At 58.5% G+C, this 16,617-nt stretch carries 14 protein-coding genes; 2 read left to right on the forward strand and 12 right to left on the reverse strand.

Annotated features, from left to right (window positions below):
• Positions 1-6: 6 nt before the first annotated feature.
• From ACR0EK_RS16970 to ACR0EK_RS16990, 5 genes are read right to left on the reverse strand one after another with little or no spacing between them, the layout of a single operon-like run.
• Entirely contained in the window at positions 7-276 is a 270-nt protein-coding gene (locus ACR0EK_RS16970; RefSeq protein WP_209503286.1) for a K+/H+ antiporter subunit F, read from the reverse strand.
• Positions 273-770, reverse strand: a complete 498-nt coding sequence (locus ACR0EK_RS16975) for a Na+/H+ antiporter subunit E (RefSeq protein WP_209504851.1) — start codon at positions 768-770, stop codon at positions 273-275. The genes ACR0EK_RS16970 and ACR0EK_RS16975 overlap by 4 nt, the downstream gene beginning before the upstream one ends.
• Entirely contained in the window at positions 770-2,314 is a 1,545-nt protein-coding gene (locus ACR0EK_RS16980) for a monovalent cation/H+ antiporter subunit D (RefSeq protein ID WP_480898048.1), read from the reverse strand. Before ACR0EK_RS16980 ends, ACR0EK_RS16975 begins: the two co-directional genes overlap by 1 nt.
• The gene (locus ACR0EK_RS16985; RefSeq protein WP_209503290.1) at positions 2,311-2,670 is read right to left on the reverse strand and encodes a Na+/H+ antiporter subunit C; all 360 of its coding nucleotides are present in this window, start codon (positions 2,668-2,670) and stop codon (positions 2,311-2,313) included. Before ACR0EK_RS16985 ends, ACR0EK_RS16980 begins: the two co-directional genes overlap by 4 nt.
• Positions 2,670-5,540, reverse strand: a complete 2,871-nt coding sequence (locus ACR0EK_RS16990) for a monovalent cation/H+ antiporter subunit A (protein WP_480898050.1) — start codon at positions 5,538-5,540, stop codon at positions 2,670-2,672. The genes ACR0EK_RS16985 and ACR0EK_RS16990 overlap by 1 nt, the downstream gene beginning before the upstream one ends.
• A 234-nt stretch (positions 5,541-5,774) precedes the next feature.
• On the opposite strand from ACR0EK_RS16990, the gene ACR0EK_RS16995 reads away from it, so the two are divergent.
• Entirely contained in the window at positions 5,775-6,236 is a 462-nt protein-coding gene (locus ACR0EK_RS16995) for a rhodanese-like domain-containing protein (protein WP_480869691.1), read from the forward strand.
• A complete protein-coding gene (locus ACR0EK_RS17000; protein WP_480898054.1) occupies positions 6,233-7,057 on the forward strand; it encodes a CE1 family esterase in 825 nt (274 codons plus the stop codon). Before ACR0EK_RS16995 ends, ACR0EK_RS17000 begins: the two co-directional genes overlap by 4 nt.
• Here ACR0EK_RS17000 and mdoH read toward each other — a convergent pair whose 3' ends face one another.
• The 7 genes from mdoH to ACR0EK_RS17035 form a co-directional block, all read right to left on the reverse strand.
• A complete protein-coding gene (gene mdoH, locus ACR0EK_RS17005; RefSeq protein WP_480898486.1) occupies positions 7,058-8,929 on the reverse strand; it encodes a glucans biosynthesis glucosyltransferase MdoH in 1,872 nt (623 codons plus the stop codon).
• Entirely contained in the window at positions 8,926-10,425 is a 1,500-nt protein-coding gene (locus tag ACR0EK_RS17010; protein WP_480772920.1) for an OpgD/OpgG family glucan biosynthesis protein, read from the reverse strand. The genes mdoH and ACR0EK_RS17010 overlap by 4 nt, the downstream gene beginning before the upstream one ends.
• On the reverse strand, positions 10,422-11,639 hold the full coding sequence (locus ACR0EK_RS17015; RefSeq protein WP_480772919.1) for an OpgC family protein: 1,218 nt from the start codon (positions 11,637-11,639) through the stop codon (positions 10,422-10,424). Before ACR0EK_RS17015 ends, ACR0EK_RS17010 begins: the two co-directional genes overlap by 4 nt.
• A gap of 28 nt (positions 11,640-11,667) precedes the next feature.
• A complete protein-coding gene (locus ACR0EK_RS17020; RefSeq protein WP_480772918.1) occupies positions 11,668-13,038 on the reverse strand; it encodes a tetratricopeptide repeat protein in 1,371 nt (456 codons plus the stop codon).
• Between the two features lie 179 nt (positions 13,039-13,217).
• Positions 13,218-14,402: a CaiB/BaiF CoA transferase family protein gene (locus tag ACR0EK_RS17025; protein WP_480772917.1), complete on the reverse strand. Its 1,185-nt coding sequence runs from the start codon at positions 14,400-14,402 to the stop codon at positions 13,218-13,220.
• Positions 14,389-16,008: a thiamine pyrophosphate-binding protein gene (locus ACR0EK_RS17030; protein WP_480772916.1), complete on the reverse strand. Its 1,620-nt coding sequence runs from the start codon at positions 16,006-16,008 to the stop codon at positions 14,389-14,391. The genes ACR0EK_RS17025 and ACR0EK_RS17030 overlap by 14 nt, the downstream gene beginning before the upstream one ends.
• A 79-nt stretch (positions 16,009-16,087) precedes the next feature.
• On the reverse strand, positions 16,088-16,546 hold the full coding sequence (locus ACR0EK_RS17035) for a DUF302 domain-containing protein (RefSeq protein ID WP_480898063.1): 459 nt from the start codon (positions 16,544-16,546) through the stop codon (positions 16,088-16,090).
• Positions 16,547-16,617: the final 71 nt, after the last annotated feature.

Raw genomic sequence — 16,617 nt, forward strand, 5'->3', positions numbered from 1 at the left:
TCACCCTCATTCGATGATGTTGCCGCGCAGCATGAAGCGCGCATATGCCACGGTCGAGACGAAGCCAAGCATCGCGATGATCATGGCCGCTTCAAAGAAAATCTCGGTCCCTTTCGACAGGCCATAAAGGATCATCAGGGCAATCGTGTTGATGACCATTGTATCCAGAGCCAGAACCCGGGTCCCAACGCCGTCCGCGGTAATGATCCGCCACAGACACATCATGATCGCCGCGCCAAAACAGGCAAATGCAAAGTAGATAGCGTATTCGATCATTCGAAAATCTCCTTCAGGCGACGTTCATAGCGCTGCTTGATTTCGTCGCGCACCTGATCCGGGTTTGGTGCATCCAGGCAATGGACCAGCAGATTGTGCCCCTGTGCTGACAGGTCGCAACTGACGGTGCCGGGTGTCATCGTGATGGTCCCGGCCAGCACGGTTATGGCCTCGGGTGTCCGAAGCTCCAGTGGAATGCACACCCAGTTGGGCCGCCGGTCTTCATTGCGTTTGAACAGGACGATGCGGGCCACGGTCACGTTCGCGACGACAATATCCCACAGCACTACGATCATGTATTCGGCGACCATTGGCCAGTTGCGCAGCTTGGGCCTGTCGGGCCAGTAGGGTTGTGTGACAAAGGGAATGATGATCCCAAGGATCAGGCCAAAGACCAGAGAATTCAGCGACGGCTTGTTCGCCAGCAGGATCCAGACGATCGTCAACAAAATGGTCAGGTGCGGGTGCGGAAATATCCGGTGTAGCAGTTTCATCACTCGGCCCCTCCCAATACGGCAGAGATGTAGTTTTCAGGCGTAAACAGCTGCCCTGCGGTTTGGCTTGTATATTCCAGCGCAGGGCCCGCGAACAATGTTAGCAGGATCAGGCCGGCTACGGCGCCAAACACGGCAGTAAAGGCCAGACCGGGTTGTGGTTCAGGTGCGACCGGTGCGGGGGCAGCTTCATTTTCCGCTGGCTCTGCTATCGGAACAGCCTGAGTGTCGTAGCTTTTCCAGAAAATCAAAGTTCCGGCTCGGGCCAAGCCAATTATTGTGACGAATGAGCTGATCAGAATCACGGCCCAGACCGTCGTGGCATCCGAAGCATCGCGCGAGGCGTCCAGCACAAGCAGCTTGCCTATAAAGCCGGACAAGGGCGGCATTCCCGCCATCGCAATCGCCCCCACGAAGAACAGTGCGGACACCAAACCGCTTTGCGGCATCGGTGGCGTCGGCGCGATGGCCCCGCCGCGCCGCGCCATCACCAGATCGGCAACCAGGAACAGCAGGGCTGTCGCCAGCGTCGAATGGAAGACATAGTACAGCGCCGCGGCTGTCGCATCAGGCGTGAATTGCGAGATCGCGATCAACAGGGTGCCCATGGATGCAATCGCGCAGAACGCCACCATGCGGGCGATATGTTTTGACCCCAGAATGCCGATAGCCCCGACAGCCAATGTGACAAGTGCAGCAGGTTGCAACCACTGACCCACCAGACCCTCTGTCGCTGCGACATCGGGGCCAAAGGCCAATGTGAACATCCGCAGAATCGAGTAAGCCCCGACCTTGGTCATGATTGCAAACAGGGCCGCGACGGGCATTGGCGCATTGGCATAGCTGGCAGGTAGCCAGAAATGCAGGGGCAGAACGGCGGCCTTGATGCAAAAGACCAAAAGCAAAAGGACTGCGCCAACCCGCAACAATGCCGTATCCTCGGCCGGGATTTCGGCAACCCTTATGGCGATATCCGCCATGTTCAGTGTCCCGGTCACACCATAGATCGTGCCCAACGCAAACAGGAACAAGGTCGATCCCAACAGGTTGTAGGCCACATATTGCACACCCGCCTTCAACCGTACCGCACCGCCACCATGGGTCATCAGACCGTAAGAGGCGATCAGCAGAACTTCAAAAAACACGAAAAGGTTAAAGGCATCTCCGGTCAGGAATGCGCCGCAGACACCCATAAGCTGAAAATGGAACAGGGCGTGGAAGTGTTTGCCCCTATCATCCCAGCCCGAAGCTATTGCATAGAGGACAATCGGTAAGGCCAGCAGCGCGGTTAGTAGAACCATCATGGCCGACATTCGATCCAGTACCATGACAATGCCAAACGGGGCGGGCCAGTTTCCAAGCTCGTAAACCTGAATATCTCCGCCCGAAGCCTGCGCCGTGATTGTCAGCGCAATCCCAAGCAAGGCCACAACACCGGCAACGGAAAAGATGCGCTGCAGATCCAGATGGTATCGCAGGACCATGATGCTAAACGGAGCCAGGATCGCGGGCAGGACGATCGGCGCAACGATCCAGTGGTTCATGCGTCTTCTCCTGCTGCGTCCACGCTGTCCTGCGCTGTCATGTCGATATGGTCATCCTTGGAGGACAGGTACGCGCTGAGCGAGATCATCACGATCACCGCGGTCATTCCAAAGGAAATCACAATTGCGGTCAGCACCAGCGCCTGTGGCAGAGGATCGGTGTAAGCGACGTCCTTGTATTTGTTCAGAACCGGGGGGGCGTTCAGCGCAAGACGCCCGGTCGCGAACAGGAACACGTTGACCGCGTAAGTGATCAGCGACAGGCCCAGAATGACAGGGAACGTCCGGCGGCGCAGGATCAGGAATATTCCGGCAGCGGTCAAGATACCGACGGCAGAGGCTACGAGCGCTTCCATCAGGCCTGCTCCTTCTCTTGTTCTTGTTCCGGTGGAGAGTCCCGCAGGGGATTGATATCCATCGGGAATTCCTGTGCCATTCCGGGCTGCCACGCAAAGCGGGACAGGCTGTCGAGTGCCAGCATGACCGCACCCAGAACCGCAAGGAACACGCCCGTGTCAAACAGCATGGCGGTGGCCCATTCGAATTCCTCAAGCGGGGGCCAGTGGAGATAGCCAAAATCACTGGTCAGGAAGGGGCGTTCATTGAACCAGGCCCCCAGACCCGTGGCCGCAGCGATCAGCACGCCCCAGCCAATGGTGCCGTGGTAATAAAACCGCTGCCGCTCAATCGCCCAAGTATAGCCGCTGGCCATGTATTGCATCAGATAGGCGATAGCGACGATCAGCCCGGCGATAAATCCGCCGCCGGGCTGGTTGTGCCCACGGAAGAAAATATAGGCTCCGACCATCAGCGCAATCGGCATCATCACGCGGGTCGCCACAACCATCATCAGCGGGTGTGAATCACCGGACTGGGGCCAGTGCGGTTTGCGATTCAGCAGGTAACTGCGGACATTGGTGCTTAGCACGGATTCCGTCAGCGCAAAGATAATCAGCGCGGCAATGCCCAGCACGATGATCTCGCCAAACGTATCAAAACCACGGAAATCGACGAGGATCACGTTGACCACATTGGTGCCGCCACCGCCCTTGTAGGAATTGGCCAGATGGAATTCTGAAATCGTTGGGAATGCAAAATCGCGCATCATCATGGCGTAAACCAGCGCGCCAGTACCAAGACCGGCAATGACGGAAATCGCGGCATCCCGCCATCGCCGTGCCGCGCTGCTGTCCCATGGCGTCTCGGTCGGCAGGAAGTTCAGCGACAGCAACAAAAGGATCATCGTTACCACCTCGACCGAGATTTGCGTCAGGGCAAGGTCAGGAGCGGAAAGATAGTTGAACGCGATGGAAACGATCAGGCCCACGACGCCGATCAGCACCAGCGACAACAGGCGGTTCCGGTGGAACCACATGATACCAAGCGTTGCGCCCACCAGACAAATCCAGCCGATGATCGGAATGATCTGCGCTGGCAGCGGAACGCGGGTTTCCACACCGATGGTTCCCGTCGAATAGGCGTAATAACCAAGACCCACGGTGAAGGCCACGAAGATGATCGCATAGCGGCTGAGAACACCGTTATGCATCTCATCGGTGATCCAGCGGCTTAGCCTGGTCAGCGCGTCGATGATCGCCTCAAAGATTACCTTGGCCTCGGGCCGAGGCAGGGCATTCCAGACCTGCTCGCCGCGTTTGTGCAGCGCCAGCAGGAACAGGCCGCCCAATGTCGCAACAACTGACATGTAAAGTGCGGGCGTGAAGCCATGCCACAGTTTGAGCGAGTAATACGGCAGCTTTTCGCCGCCTATCACCGCGCTGGTAACCACGGCGATCAGCGGGCCAACGAGTGCTGCGGAATTCAGGCCGATCAGGACGACCAGCACCACCAGCAATGCGGGTGCCAGCCACAGCCCAACAGGCGGATCATGCGGATGGGTGGGATAGTCTTCGCGCTGGGGTCCAAGGAAAACATGGCTGACGAAGCGGAAAGAATAAGCGGCCGAAAACAGCGCTGCCAGAAGTGCCAGCCCCGGAACCAGATAATGTGAATGCAACCAGGTGGTATGCACAGTCTCTTCCAGCATCATCTCTTTCGACAAAAAGCCATTCAGCGGCGGCAGACCCGCCATGGACAGGGCCGCGATGGTGCCGATAGTAAAGGTGATCGGCATCAGGTGGCGCAGGCCACCCAGCCGTTTCAGGTTCCGCGTACCGGTCTCGTGATCCACGATTCCGGCGGTCATGAACAGCGCGGCCTTGAAGGTCGCATGGTTGATGATGTGGAAAATGGCGGCCACGGCGGCAATTTTAGTGCCAAAGCCCAACAGCATGGTGATCAGGCCCAGGTGGGATACGGTCGAAAAGGCCAGCAGCGCCTTCAGGTCATCTTTGAACAGCGCGATGACCGCACCCAGCAGCATGGTGATCAGACCAGTTGTGGCCACGATGTAGAACCAGGCATCTGTTCCCGCCAGAACCGGCCACATTCGCGCCATCAGGAACAGACCGGCCTTCACCATGGTGGCCGAATGCAGATAGGCCGATACCGGCGTCGGCGCGGCCATGGCATGGGGCAGCCAGAAGTGAAACGGGAACTGTGCCGACTTGGTGAAAGCGCCCAGCAGGATCAGGATCAACGCCGGCAGGTAGTAGGGGGACGCCTGTATCAGCGCCTTGTTCTGCAAAATGACACTCAGGTCATAAGATCCAACGATATTGCCGAGGATCAGCATCCCGGCGATCATCGCCAACCCGCCCGAGCCGGTAACGGCCAAAGCCATGCGCGCGCCCTGTCGGCCATCGGGCAGATGTTTCCAATAGCCGATCAGCAGGAATGAGCTGAGCGATGTAAGTTCCCAGAAAACAATCAAAAGTAGGATGTTGTCGGACAGGACAATACCAACCATCGCCCCCTGAAACAGCAGCAGGTAGGTATAGAACTGTCCCATCGGATCTTCGCGCGACAGGTAGAACCGTGCGTAGAGAATGATGAGCAATCCAATGACAAGGATCAGCAAGGCGAAAAGAAATCCCAGCCCGTCCAGCATAAAATTCGCGTTCAGGCCCAACCTCGGTATCCAGTCAAAACGGGCAGTCACGACGTCTCCGCGCATGACTGAAGGGATGTGGATCAGCAGCCCCATCAGGGCCAGAAATGTGGTCAACCCGGCTGCGGATGCGGCGGCATTTCGGCCCGCGCGGATCAGCAGTGCGGGAAATACAGCACCAAGGAAGGGAAGGGCCGCAATAAGGAATAGGGACAAGTGCGATACTCCGGTCTGGGCGGTCAGGGTGAGGTCAATTTTGTAAGGATATTTTGCCGACTGTCCAGAGATGGCAACTTTTTTGCCGGGCTCCAATGGATCACCAATGCATTGGTGGCATTGCGCATTAATGACGCGATCTTGATCTGCAAGCTGTGTTTCACCGCGCAACTTGCTGTCTGGTTGTGATAGAACCAGTGTCAGCGAACAGGAGGCTGAGGTGTGGCCGAAAAAATGAAACGATCCCGACGGTGGCTATTGATTGGTGGCGGTGCCGCGATTGCTGCCGGGTTTGCGATCAGGCAATACAGACTGATCCCCGAGGATCACAGCGGCGGCCGGATCAGTGTGGCCGACGCCCATGAGCAGGCTGTGGACGGGCGCGTTCTGCTGGTTGATATCCGCACACCGCGCGAGTGGCGCGCCTCGGGAATTGGCGAGGGCGCGGTACCGCTGGACATGCGGCGCGAAGATTTCGTCGACGTTCTGACACAAATGACCGGTGGTGATCAGGCTGTTCCCGTGGCGCTGATCTGCGCCCGTGGGGTGCGGTCCGCGCGCCTCAGCAATCGTTTGATTGAAGCCGGATTCACAAATATCATCGACGTACCCGAGGGTATGTTGGGCTCGGCGGCCGGGCCGGGATGGGTAAGGACCGGTTTACCGGTCCGTAAATACAGTGAGGATGCAGGATGATCAGGGAAATCAGCCTGGCAGCAGTATTTGCCTTCACCGCGCAGTTGGCCTTGGCGGATTGTGCTGATCAGGGGGAAATTTGCGAAACCTCTTTGGGCGCGTATCACATCGAATTGCCCGGTGCGGAAAACCCGCCGTTGTTGGTGTTTCTGCACGGGTATGGCGGCAGTGGATCTGGCACGATGCGAAATCGCGGGATGGTCGAACCTCTGCTGGCGCGGGGGTATGCTGTGATGGCACCGGAAGGTTCGGACAGGCCCAACCGGGGCGGCAGAAAAAGCTGGAATTTTATTCCTGGATTTGGCGAACGGGATGAAACCGCCTTTCTGTCCGAAGTGGTTCAGGACGCGGAAAACCGGTTTGGAATCAATGCGGACCGGGTCATGCTGGGCGGGTTTTCGGCTGGTGGCTTTATGGTCAACTATCTCGCCTGCAAGGCGCCCGAGACATTTTCGGCATATGTTCCGGTGTCCGGAGGATTCTGGAGGCCACACCCGGAAACCTGCAAGGGTCCGATCCGGATGTTTCATACCCATGGCTGGACGGACAACGTGGTGCCGCTTGAGGGGCGCGTACTGGGCGGTGGCCGGTTTCAGCAGGGCGATATCTATGCCGGGTTCGAAATCTGGCGCGAGGCAAATGGCTGCGTCGATCACAAACCGGCCGGCTTTAGCACAACGGGGAATTTCATGCGCCGCCGCTGGACCACCTGTGCCAAAGGCAGCGCGCTGGAGTTTGCCTTGTTCCCGGGCGGTCATACAGTTCCAGCCGGTTGGGCTGATATGGTCGTGGATTGGTACGAAGGGCTTCCCGGCAGCTGATCACTCTGCCGGGGTCATGTTGATCTTGCCTTCAACCAGTTGCTTCAGCTCGGCTCGGTAACGGCGGGCCGACCGGGTGATGGCAGGTTCGCGGAAATCCTCGCGCATTCCGACCATCCGGCGTGCGGCACCGGCCGAAACACCGCTGAGTGCCGATAGCGGAATGGCAAGGGCGAGACTGATGGCAATCGGAGCCAGCCAGATCGAGACCAGCCCGGACAGGATACCAACACTCAAGGCTATGCCACTGACGGTTTCCAATGCGTGACACAGAAGCAGCGTGCGCAATCCGTAACTGCCACCGTCGCGTGCTTGCGGCGACCAGCCCCGCTGAATGCCAAGTGCTGTCCGGAAAACGGCGATCATCTGTTGCACCATTAGGATCGGCGCATACAGGATCGACAGAATGACCTCGGCCAGAAACGAGGTCAGGAACTTGAGGCCGCCTCCGAATTCGGAGTAGCGCACACCGCTTAGCGGCAAAGCCAGAACTCCCAGCACCTTGGGTGCCAGCAGCATTGCATACATCACAAGAATGATCAGAACGTGCCGGGTTTCCGACATTTCCGGCCATTGCGGGAACAGCGGATTATCGGGGCTGAAGTAATGCAGGACAGAGGCGTCTTTGCCCTGACCAATCAGTGCCCACATCAACAGCAGCGCAAACCACAACGGTGACATCAGGTATCCTACGGCACCGTGGAACATATGAAAACGCGAGACGGCCCGGAATCCAGTCGAGCCCAGCAGTTTCAGGTGTTGCAGGTTGCCCTGGCACCAACGCCGATCCCGCATCGCATGATCGATCAGTGTGGGGGGCGTTTCCTCGTAAGATCCCCGAATGCGCGGCAGGAACCGCACCGCCCATCCGGCACGGCGCAGCAATCCAGCCTCGACGAAATCGTGGCTCATGATCAGCTTGTCCTGACCGTTGAACGCACGCAGCTTGGGCAGTCCGGCACTGGTGGCGAAAGCCTTGGTGCGGATTATGGCGTTGTGGCCCCAATAATTGCCCTCTTGTCCGCACCAGCGCGCCAACCCTTCGGCAAAGGCGATGCCATAGACCCCATTGGCGAATTGTTGCATACGGGCAAAAACCGATTGCGCGCCGATCAGTTGCGGATAGCTCTGGATCAGCCCGGCACCGGGATCACGCGCCAGCGCATCGGTCAGCCGATGTATGGCGCGACCGGTCATAAGGCTGTCCGCATCCAGAACCAGCATCGCGTCCCAGTCTGCGCCCCAGCGACTGACCCAGTCGGCGATGTTACCCACCTTGCGGTCGGTGTTCTGCTCGCGGCGGCGGTAATACAACTCCAGCCCCGGGGCGAGCGTGGTGCGCAGGGCTTCGACGCTGGCTTGTTCCTGTGCCGCGATTTCAGGGTCGCGTGTGTCGGACAGGATGAACATGGCATAGTGATGCTGCCCACCGCGTGCCTGCAAATCTTCAAGCATGGTGCGGGCGTTGCCCAGTACGTTCCATGGCACTTCGTTGTATACCGGTGTCAAAAGGGCCACGCGCAGGGGCTGTGCTGTGCGCTTGCGCTGCGGACGATCCTGTCGCGACAGCGAAACCATACCCAGCAGAACGGTGCAGACCGTGAACGAAATCCAGAAGAAGTTGAACGAGATTAGCGCCAACAGGATGCCCTCGATCAGATTGATCCCCTGGGCGCTGAACCAGTCGCTCATGATCCACAGCAGGCCCAATGTCGCCACCATCGCCGGTGAAAACGCAAGCGCGCGCCAAAATCCAGCCGCGCCCGTGTCTGTGCCCGACGGGGCATCGGCATCGTGGAACCCCACGCTGAAATTCTGCGCGGGCATCGCCAGAGGTGCTTCAGGCGGCATGATATGCAGATCGCGGTTCATATGGTCCATCGGTAAAGCCACACCTCAGAGGCGGGCTGTTTGTCTTTCAGCAGTTGCGCGCGCAATTCGACATGATCGCGCCCATCAGGCTGGAACGAAAACGCCAGACGCAATCCACCCGTATCCGGGTTGCGTTGCAGAACACCGTCCGAGGTCTCGGCATGAGGGGAATCCACGAAGACACTGATCGCCTCGATATCATCGAACAAATCGCTGCCTTCGAAATCGATGACGGCCAAACGCCCCTCACCGAAGGTGTTTTCGCCCATGGCGGTGTTGGTCACCCGTGGCATCGGAGTGCGCTGAGGCTCCTCACCCCAGATCAGACGATAGGACAGGTCAACCCGACTGCCTGCCGCATAGGGCTCTGCCGGACGCCAATAGGCGACGATGTTGTCATAGATTTCCTGATCGGCCGGTATCTCGACCAGTGTAACGGTGCCTTTGCCCCAGTCATCCCGAGGCTCGACCCACAGGCCCGGGCGCTTGTGATAATTCGCCTCAAGGTCGGCATAGTCCGAAAACTCGCGCTTGCGCTGCATCAGCCCGAAGCCGCGCGGGTTCTCGTCAACGAAAGACGATATTTGCAGGCGGGCCGGGTTTGCCAGTGGACGCCACAACACCTCGCCCGCGCCATTGCGGATCAACAGCCCGTCGCTGTCATGGACGGCCGGACGGAAATCGTCGAACCGGCTGTGGTTGGTCTGGTCGAACAGAAACATCGAGGTGCCCGGCGCGATACCTACATGAGGTAGGTCTTCGCGGGGAAACAGCGTGGCCTCGACGTCGATAATGCAATCCGCCCCCGCCGTGACATTGAAGCGATAGGCCCCAGTCACGCTGGGACTGTCCATCAGCGCATGTACGACCATATTCCGATGGCCGGGCTTGGGGCGCTCCAGCCAGAAACGGATGAACTCAGGAAATTCCTCGCCATCCGGGTCGCCTGTTTTCAGGGCGAGACCGCGTGCCGACAGACCGTAGACCTCGTCCAGACCAATAGCGCGGAAATAGCTGGCACCCTGCCAGACGCAGAACTCATCCGTCTTGCCGGGTCGGTGCATCTCGGTCCGCAGCCGTAGGCCTGAAAAGCCCAGAGTCTCGTCGATGGGCAATTGCGGCACATCTTCGGATTTGTCGAACATCCCCAGATCGAAATCGACTGGTGTTGTCATGCCATTTTCGACTGTTTCCACCTTGATGGTCCGGGGGAAATACAGGCCCGGTGTGAAGAAATCGACGTTGAATGGCGTTTCGGTTTCGTACCACAACGCCCGGTCCAGCCGAAAACGGATCGAGCGATATTGTTCGTAAGTCAGATCCTGCCATTCTTGGGGAACCATTTCGCGTTCCGCATAGGGGCGGCTGGCCAGTTCGCGGGCCAGTTCGATCACGTGGTCGCGGTCAAAGGGGACTGCGCCCCCGGTCGCATAGGCCGATGGGGCAAAGGCCAAGGCAGTCGTCGAGACTAGGAATGCGCGACGGGTGAAATTCATCTCTTCAATTTCCAGGGTTGAGACTTAAACCAAGCTGCCAGATAGGCCACACCGATGATCATGGCAAAGCCAATTATGTTGGCGACAAAGACGGTGGCAACATCCCGCCCAGCTTGATCGAGGGCAACGCCGATAAGTCGTGCTGCTGCCATGGAAAATACAAACACCGCAAGGGATTGCTGACCGACTTTGGTGATGACAGTCAGAAGGAATTGCCAGACACGCGCGCCTATTCCGTGACCCGTCGCTATCAGGCGGTGACCATGTTCGCCTGCCGCGACCCAGCCCAGATAGGCCAGTGACAGAAAATGGACATATCGCAGCGCACCAAACTCGGTCTTGTCGCGCAATTCGTCGGTCAGTGGCCAGATCTTTCGGATCGCAGCGCCCAACTCAGGCGCAGCGCTGTTAACCCAGAGGAAGACCTTCCAAGACCCAAACGGAGCTGACAGGATCAGGAACAAGGCAGCCGCCCAGACCAGAGATTTCGATACTGGTGGAGCGGGAATCCATCCGCGCATCAAGGCAAATCCGGTGAAGAACAGCAATTGCCAGCCAAACGGGTTGAAAAACCATTGCCGATCCGACCACGGCTCGGCCGGAAGGGCCAGCGCGCCGGTCTGAGTGATGCACCAGATGGTCACAGATGCAGCCGCCATCAGCCAGAAACTGACACGGTACAGCGCGATGTAGAGCGGCATCAGCGCCAGTACCACCAGATACATCGGAAGGATGTCAAAGTAGTTCGGTACATAAGTCAGGGTAAAGATCCCCACCATCTGCGGGGCGGGATCATTGAAGAAATGCTGAAGGTTCAGGGACGAGACATAGGTTTTCCCGAACGCGCCGGTTAGGTCCAGCGCTGCCATTGTCATGGCGACAAAGAAGAACAGGGCAATATGGGCCCAATAAACCTGCCAGATGCGATAGGCCACTCGGGCCGTGCCCATCCACCAGCCCTTGTACAGGAACGCCCCGCCAAAGGCGATGGCCGAGGCCATGCCCGAACAGAACACGAAAATCTCGGTTGCGTCCGAATACCCAAAGCGCGCCGGGATCCAATTCGCCCAAGGATCATTGGGAATGTGGGCGATCAGGATGATGAACATCGCGATGCCGCGATAGAAATCCAGTCGCGGGTCACGCGTGCGAGCGGGGGCCGCAGCCGGGGCTGCGACGGGTGCAAAATCAGCAGCGGGCGATATGGTCGCCATACGGTCTCTGTCCTTCTTGGTCGTCTTGTTATTCGGCGGGGACGCTTTGCATGTCTCCGCCGTCGCGTGCCGCATCAATCAGGGCGCGGCGCGCGATGGCATAATTGTCTTCACCCCCGGCGCGCTTGGCGCGACGGTCATCCAGAATGCGTTCAACCGCATCAAGACGACCGGCCCGAAGCCCGGAATCGATGGTAATGCGTTCAAATACATCACGTTGCGCGTGACTGCCACCAGCCAGTTGCATTGAACCGCGCGCTGCCAACAGGTGATCAAATGCCGTGCCATAATGGCCGTCACCAAAGGCTTCAAGGCCCATGGCGGCCGCGACACCGGGATCAGCCATACGGCGGGTGGTGTCGTCATTGGCACGCGCTGCATCCTTGCTCATGCGGTTCAGCATTTTGGCTGTGGCGTCGACGCGATTGTCGCCTGTCAGTGCCAAAAGGTAATGCAGATCGGCGAAGATCAGGCAGCCGTCTTCGGTGCGTGCGGCACTCAGGTCAGCCAGTTCTTCCCAGCGATTTCCGACATTTACGCCTTCTAATTCAAGCCGCATCAGAAGCGAAGTTCCGTTCGAGATGTCGCGGTAATCGTCGGTTTTGTCCTTGCGGACGTGGTTGTCATACAGGTCCATCACCTGATCGACCTGACCCAGATCCAGATGCATCAGGGCCTTGTGCCACCAGACGTGATAGCGGAAGTTGTTGCAATGGGCCCAGGCCGCCTCGCGCCCGGCCAGCCAGTCAAGGCCCAGCTGCGCGTTGCCGGTCATTTCATGGACATGGGCCACCGCGTGCAGACCCCAGGCATCATCGGACACCATCCAAAGCGCCTGACGTCCCGCGATTTCGGCCTTTTCGTAGGCTCCGGTTTCTTCCAGCGCGAAGGAATGGCAGCCCAGCAGATAACCCCGACCGGGGTGATCGGGTTCATATGCAGGCATAACCCGTTCGATCGAACGGCGCATTCCGTCCGGATCGCCCAGAACGAAACGGGTCGCGTGGCTGAGTTTCATCGCCAACGTATCCTGCGGATGGTCGCGCAGGACCGCTTCGAACTTTTGCACCGCCTGTGTCAGTTGGCCCGCAAGATACAGCCCCAATGCATCGACAAACAGCCGCTCGCGCGTCGAGACGGGCTGCCGTTTCATCGCAGCATTGGCTGCTGCCAAAGCCTCGACCGCAACCGCCATCATCTCTCGTCGACCGAGAAGGGCCATGAACAGGCCTTTAACGGCATGGCCCAAAGCAAAATTGGGCTCAAGCTCCAACACTTTGCCCAGATGTTGGGGCGTAACCGCGGCATGTGCCATGAACCCAAGCAGAACACCATTCCAGGCTTCGACAGCTTCAGGCTGCGCCAAGGTGTTCATCTGTCCAAAAATGTCTTGTTTCATACTTGGGTCCAATCTGATTGCGGTATTTGACACTGTTTGATGTAACAGAGTGTGCGAGAGCGGCGTATCAGTATCGACCCCGCTCTCGAATTGGTGAAATGTCGTGTGTGAAAAAGTCGAAAAAATCCGCCGATTCAAAGGCATGTTTCAGCAACTTGCCGCCTAGTTGTGCAAGTGTTTCAATCGTCGAACGGGTTTTCAGCGTTTAATACCCAGTCAGTGTCCGCCCCGCAGGTGGGTGGTGCGCTGCGATATGTTACAGGCGTACGTGACAGGTTAAGGGGATTCCCGATCAGGTTCACCTTACCGGGCTGGGCCTGCATCGAAATCTGCATATTTCGTGCTGCTACCTGTTCCGTGTCAAAAACCTGATCCAGCGTCTGGACCGGACCAACAGGCACTTTCACGTCTTCAAGACCGGAAATTACGGATCGCGTATCCAGCCGTTGAACAGCCGGCCGAAGAATGGCGTTCAGCGCATCACGGTGTTCCAGTCGCGCCGGGTTGGTCACGAATCTGGGGTCGTCGGCAAGTTCGGGTTGTCCCAGGAAACCGCACAGTTTTTTGAATTGGCCATCATTTCCAACCGCCAGAATGACATGCCCATCGGATGTCTCGTAAACGTCATAAGGCACGATATTGGGGTGCCCGTTTCCGCGGCGTTGCGGAACGTTGCCAGAAGTCAGGTAATTGACGCCCTCGTTGATCAGCCATGCGATCTGAGAATCAACCAGTGCCAGATCGACCTGCTGACCTTCACCGGTCAGGTCGCGGTGGCGCAGTGCGGCCAGAATACCAACGCTCGCATACATTCCGCACATCACATCAGCGATTCCGACCCCCACTTTCATCGGCGCGCCTTCCGGGTCGCCGGTCAGGGACATGATCCCTCCATAGCCTTGCGCCATCAGGTCATAGCCGGGCTTGCTGGCATTTGGTCCGGTTTGGCCGTAACCCGAAATCGAGCAGTAAACGAGGCTGGGGAACTCCTGCGACAGGGTGGCATAGTCCAGCCCGTATTTCGCCAGACCGCCGGGTTTGAAATTCTCAATCAGAATATCCGCGTGTGAGGCCAGCCGTCGGATTTCCGCCTGACCTTTCTCAGTCGCGATATCCAGCGCCACGGATTTCTTGTTTCGGTTCGCTGACATGAAATAGGCGCTCAGGTCCGAGCGGTTGCCGTCGGCATCGGTGACATAGGGCGGACCCCATTGCCGCGTGTCGTCGCCCCCGGTGGCAGGGTTTTCGATCTTGATGACGCTTGCGCCCAGATCACCCAGCAACTGCGTGCAGGTCGGCCCGGCCAGAATACGGCTGAGGTCCAGAACCTTGACGCCCTTCAGGGGGCCCTCAGATGCGGCCATCGTATCCTCCACGGTCGATTTCAGCGGCGATGACGGTAAATGTCTCGGCCTTTACAGCAGCTTCAAGTGCTGCACGCAACTCTGCCCGGTTGCGGACAGTGTGGCCGTTCCCACCAAATGCACGGCCCATGGCGGCGAAGTCATGGTGGCCGAAATCCACGCCATTCTTGCCCATCTGCCGCTGCCGCTGTTTCAACTCGATAAGGGCAAGGCTGGCATCTACGAAGACAAGAAAGATCGGATTGCCGCCCATTTCAGCCGCCGTCGACATTTCCCCGGCGACCATCAGAAACCCGGCATCACCCGAAAAGCTGATCACCGGGCGGTCGGGCTCGGCCAGTTTCAGACCAATGGCCATTGGGACAGCACAGCCCATGGTGCAGAGCGCCGAGGATTGGATCAGCCCACGTTCTTCGCGGCAGTCCCACATCTGGCTCAGCAGAATGCGATGCGCGCCGCTGTCGGCGGTTGCCAGCGTTTCGGGGGGCAGGGTAGCGCGCGTTTCGGCGATGACCGCTGCGGGTCCCCAGTCCTCATCGGTGGGAAAGGCCTGTGCCAGAGCAGATTTGACCTGCGCGGGCTCACCACCCGGCCACGTTGCGCGGGCAGGGTTTCCCTTGGCGATGGCCTCCAGCGTCTCGCCCGTGTCGGCCACCAGATTAAGACCCGCCTGATGCATGTAGTGGTCATTGATCACCGCTGATATGTCGATGACGCGCTTTTCTTCGGGGTCCCAGATTTCGCGCCAGCCGGGGCGCATTTCGATCGGGTCATACCCCAGACACAGCACCAGATCGGCGTGTTCGACCAATGGGACAAGGTGCTTGTCTGCCAAAGGCGACAGGCCCGCGCCGCCCAAACACAAAGGGTGATCTTCGGGAACAACACCCTTGGCCTTGTAGGTGGTAACAAATGGAATTCCGAAATGTTCCAAAAACGCCTGCACCACACTGCGCGAGTCGTCATAGAGGACATCGAGACCGATAATGGCGATGGGGCGCTCGGCCTCGGCCACCCAGCGCCTGGCTTTTTCCAGGCATTCGCCATTGGGGCTGACAGGCGCGACCTTGGCCAGACGGCGGCGTTTCACACCCGTCACCGGCGTATCGGCGACCGAGATCGGAACATCGATATGGACCGGGCCCGGCCGCGGTTGCGTGGCCAGTGACACCGCCTTGTCTGCGATGATATCCGCGCCCTTGGCCGTCAGTGTAAACGTGCCCTTGGTGATGGAACGGTAAACCTGGCTGTGGTCCATAACCTGATGGGTGTAGGTCAGCGCTTCGTCCGCATCGACGCAACCGGTCAGAACGATCATCGGAACACGGTCCTGCAACGCATTGGCCACCACGTTGATGCCGTTCATCGCGCCCGGACCCAAAGTGGCGACCAGAATCGCAGGCGCGCCGTCGCGGTGATGCACGGCCTCGGCCATGAATCCGGCCGAGTTTTCATGTTTTGTCAGATGAAAAGTGATGCCCGCCTTTTCAAGCGCATCCACCAGTGTCAGCACCTCACCCCCCGGCATTCCAAAGGCGTGGCGGCACCCCGCTTCGTACAGGCGTTGGGCCAGAAGATCGGCGGCGCGCGGCGTGGGGTCTTGCATCAGTCATGCTCCGAGATAACCGTTTCGAAGCAGATTGCGGAGGACGCCACCAGACGCAAGGCGGATCACGTCAGTGTGACTATTTGACTGCGTCTTCAGCGACGGATTGAAAAGTTTTATCCAGTTCCGCGGCAATGTCCTGCAAGGCTTGCCCGCCTTCCGCCATGTAAGGGTCAAACACGAAACTGGGGGTCTTGTAAGACAGGGTTGCGGTTCCGTCCTCGTTCTCGGTGACATAGAAACGGATCGGTGCTTCGATCATCGCATTGGTAGAGGTTTCCAGCACCCTTACGGCGTAATCGTTGTTGAACGCGCCAATCACCATGTTACCCGGAATGGTGATCCCTCGTGCCGCAGCTGCCTTGGTGGGTCCAGCCTGCGTCACCACTATCAATCCGTTGTCCTTGATCGCAGCCTTGGTTGCATCGACCAGTTCCGAGTAGATCTTGTCCGCGGGAAACACGGTCCAACCGGTTGGGGCGTCCTGTGCCCAAACGGGTAAAGCGATCAGGCAGAGCAAGGGAATGAGGGCTTTCATTGTCACGTATCCTGTATTGAGGTGCAACCTGTGTGCCAGACCTGACCGACCCGCGACATCACAAACCCGTG

Source organism: Ruegeria sp. AE4 (genome assembly GCF_056542185.1).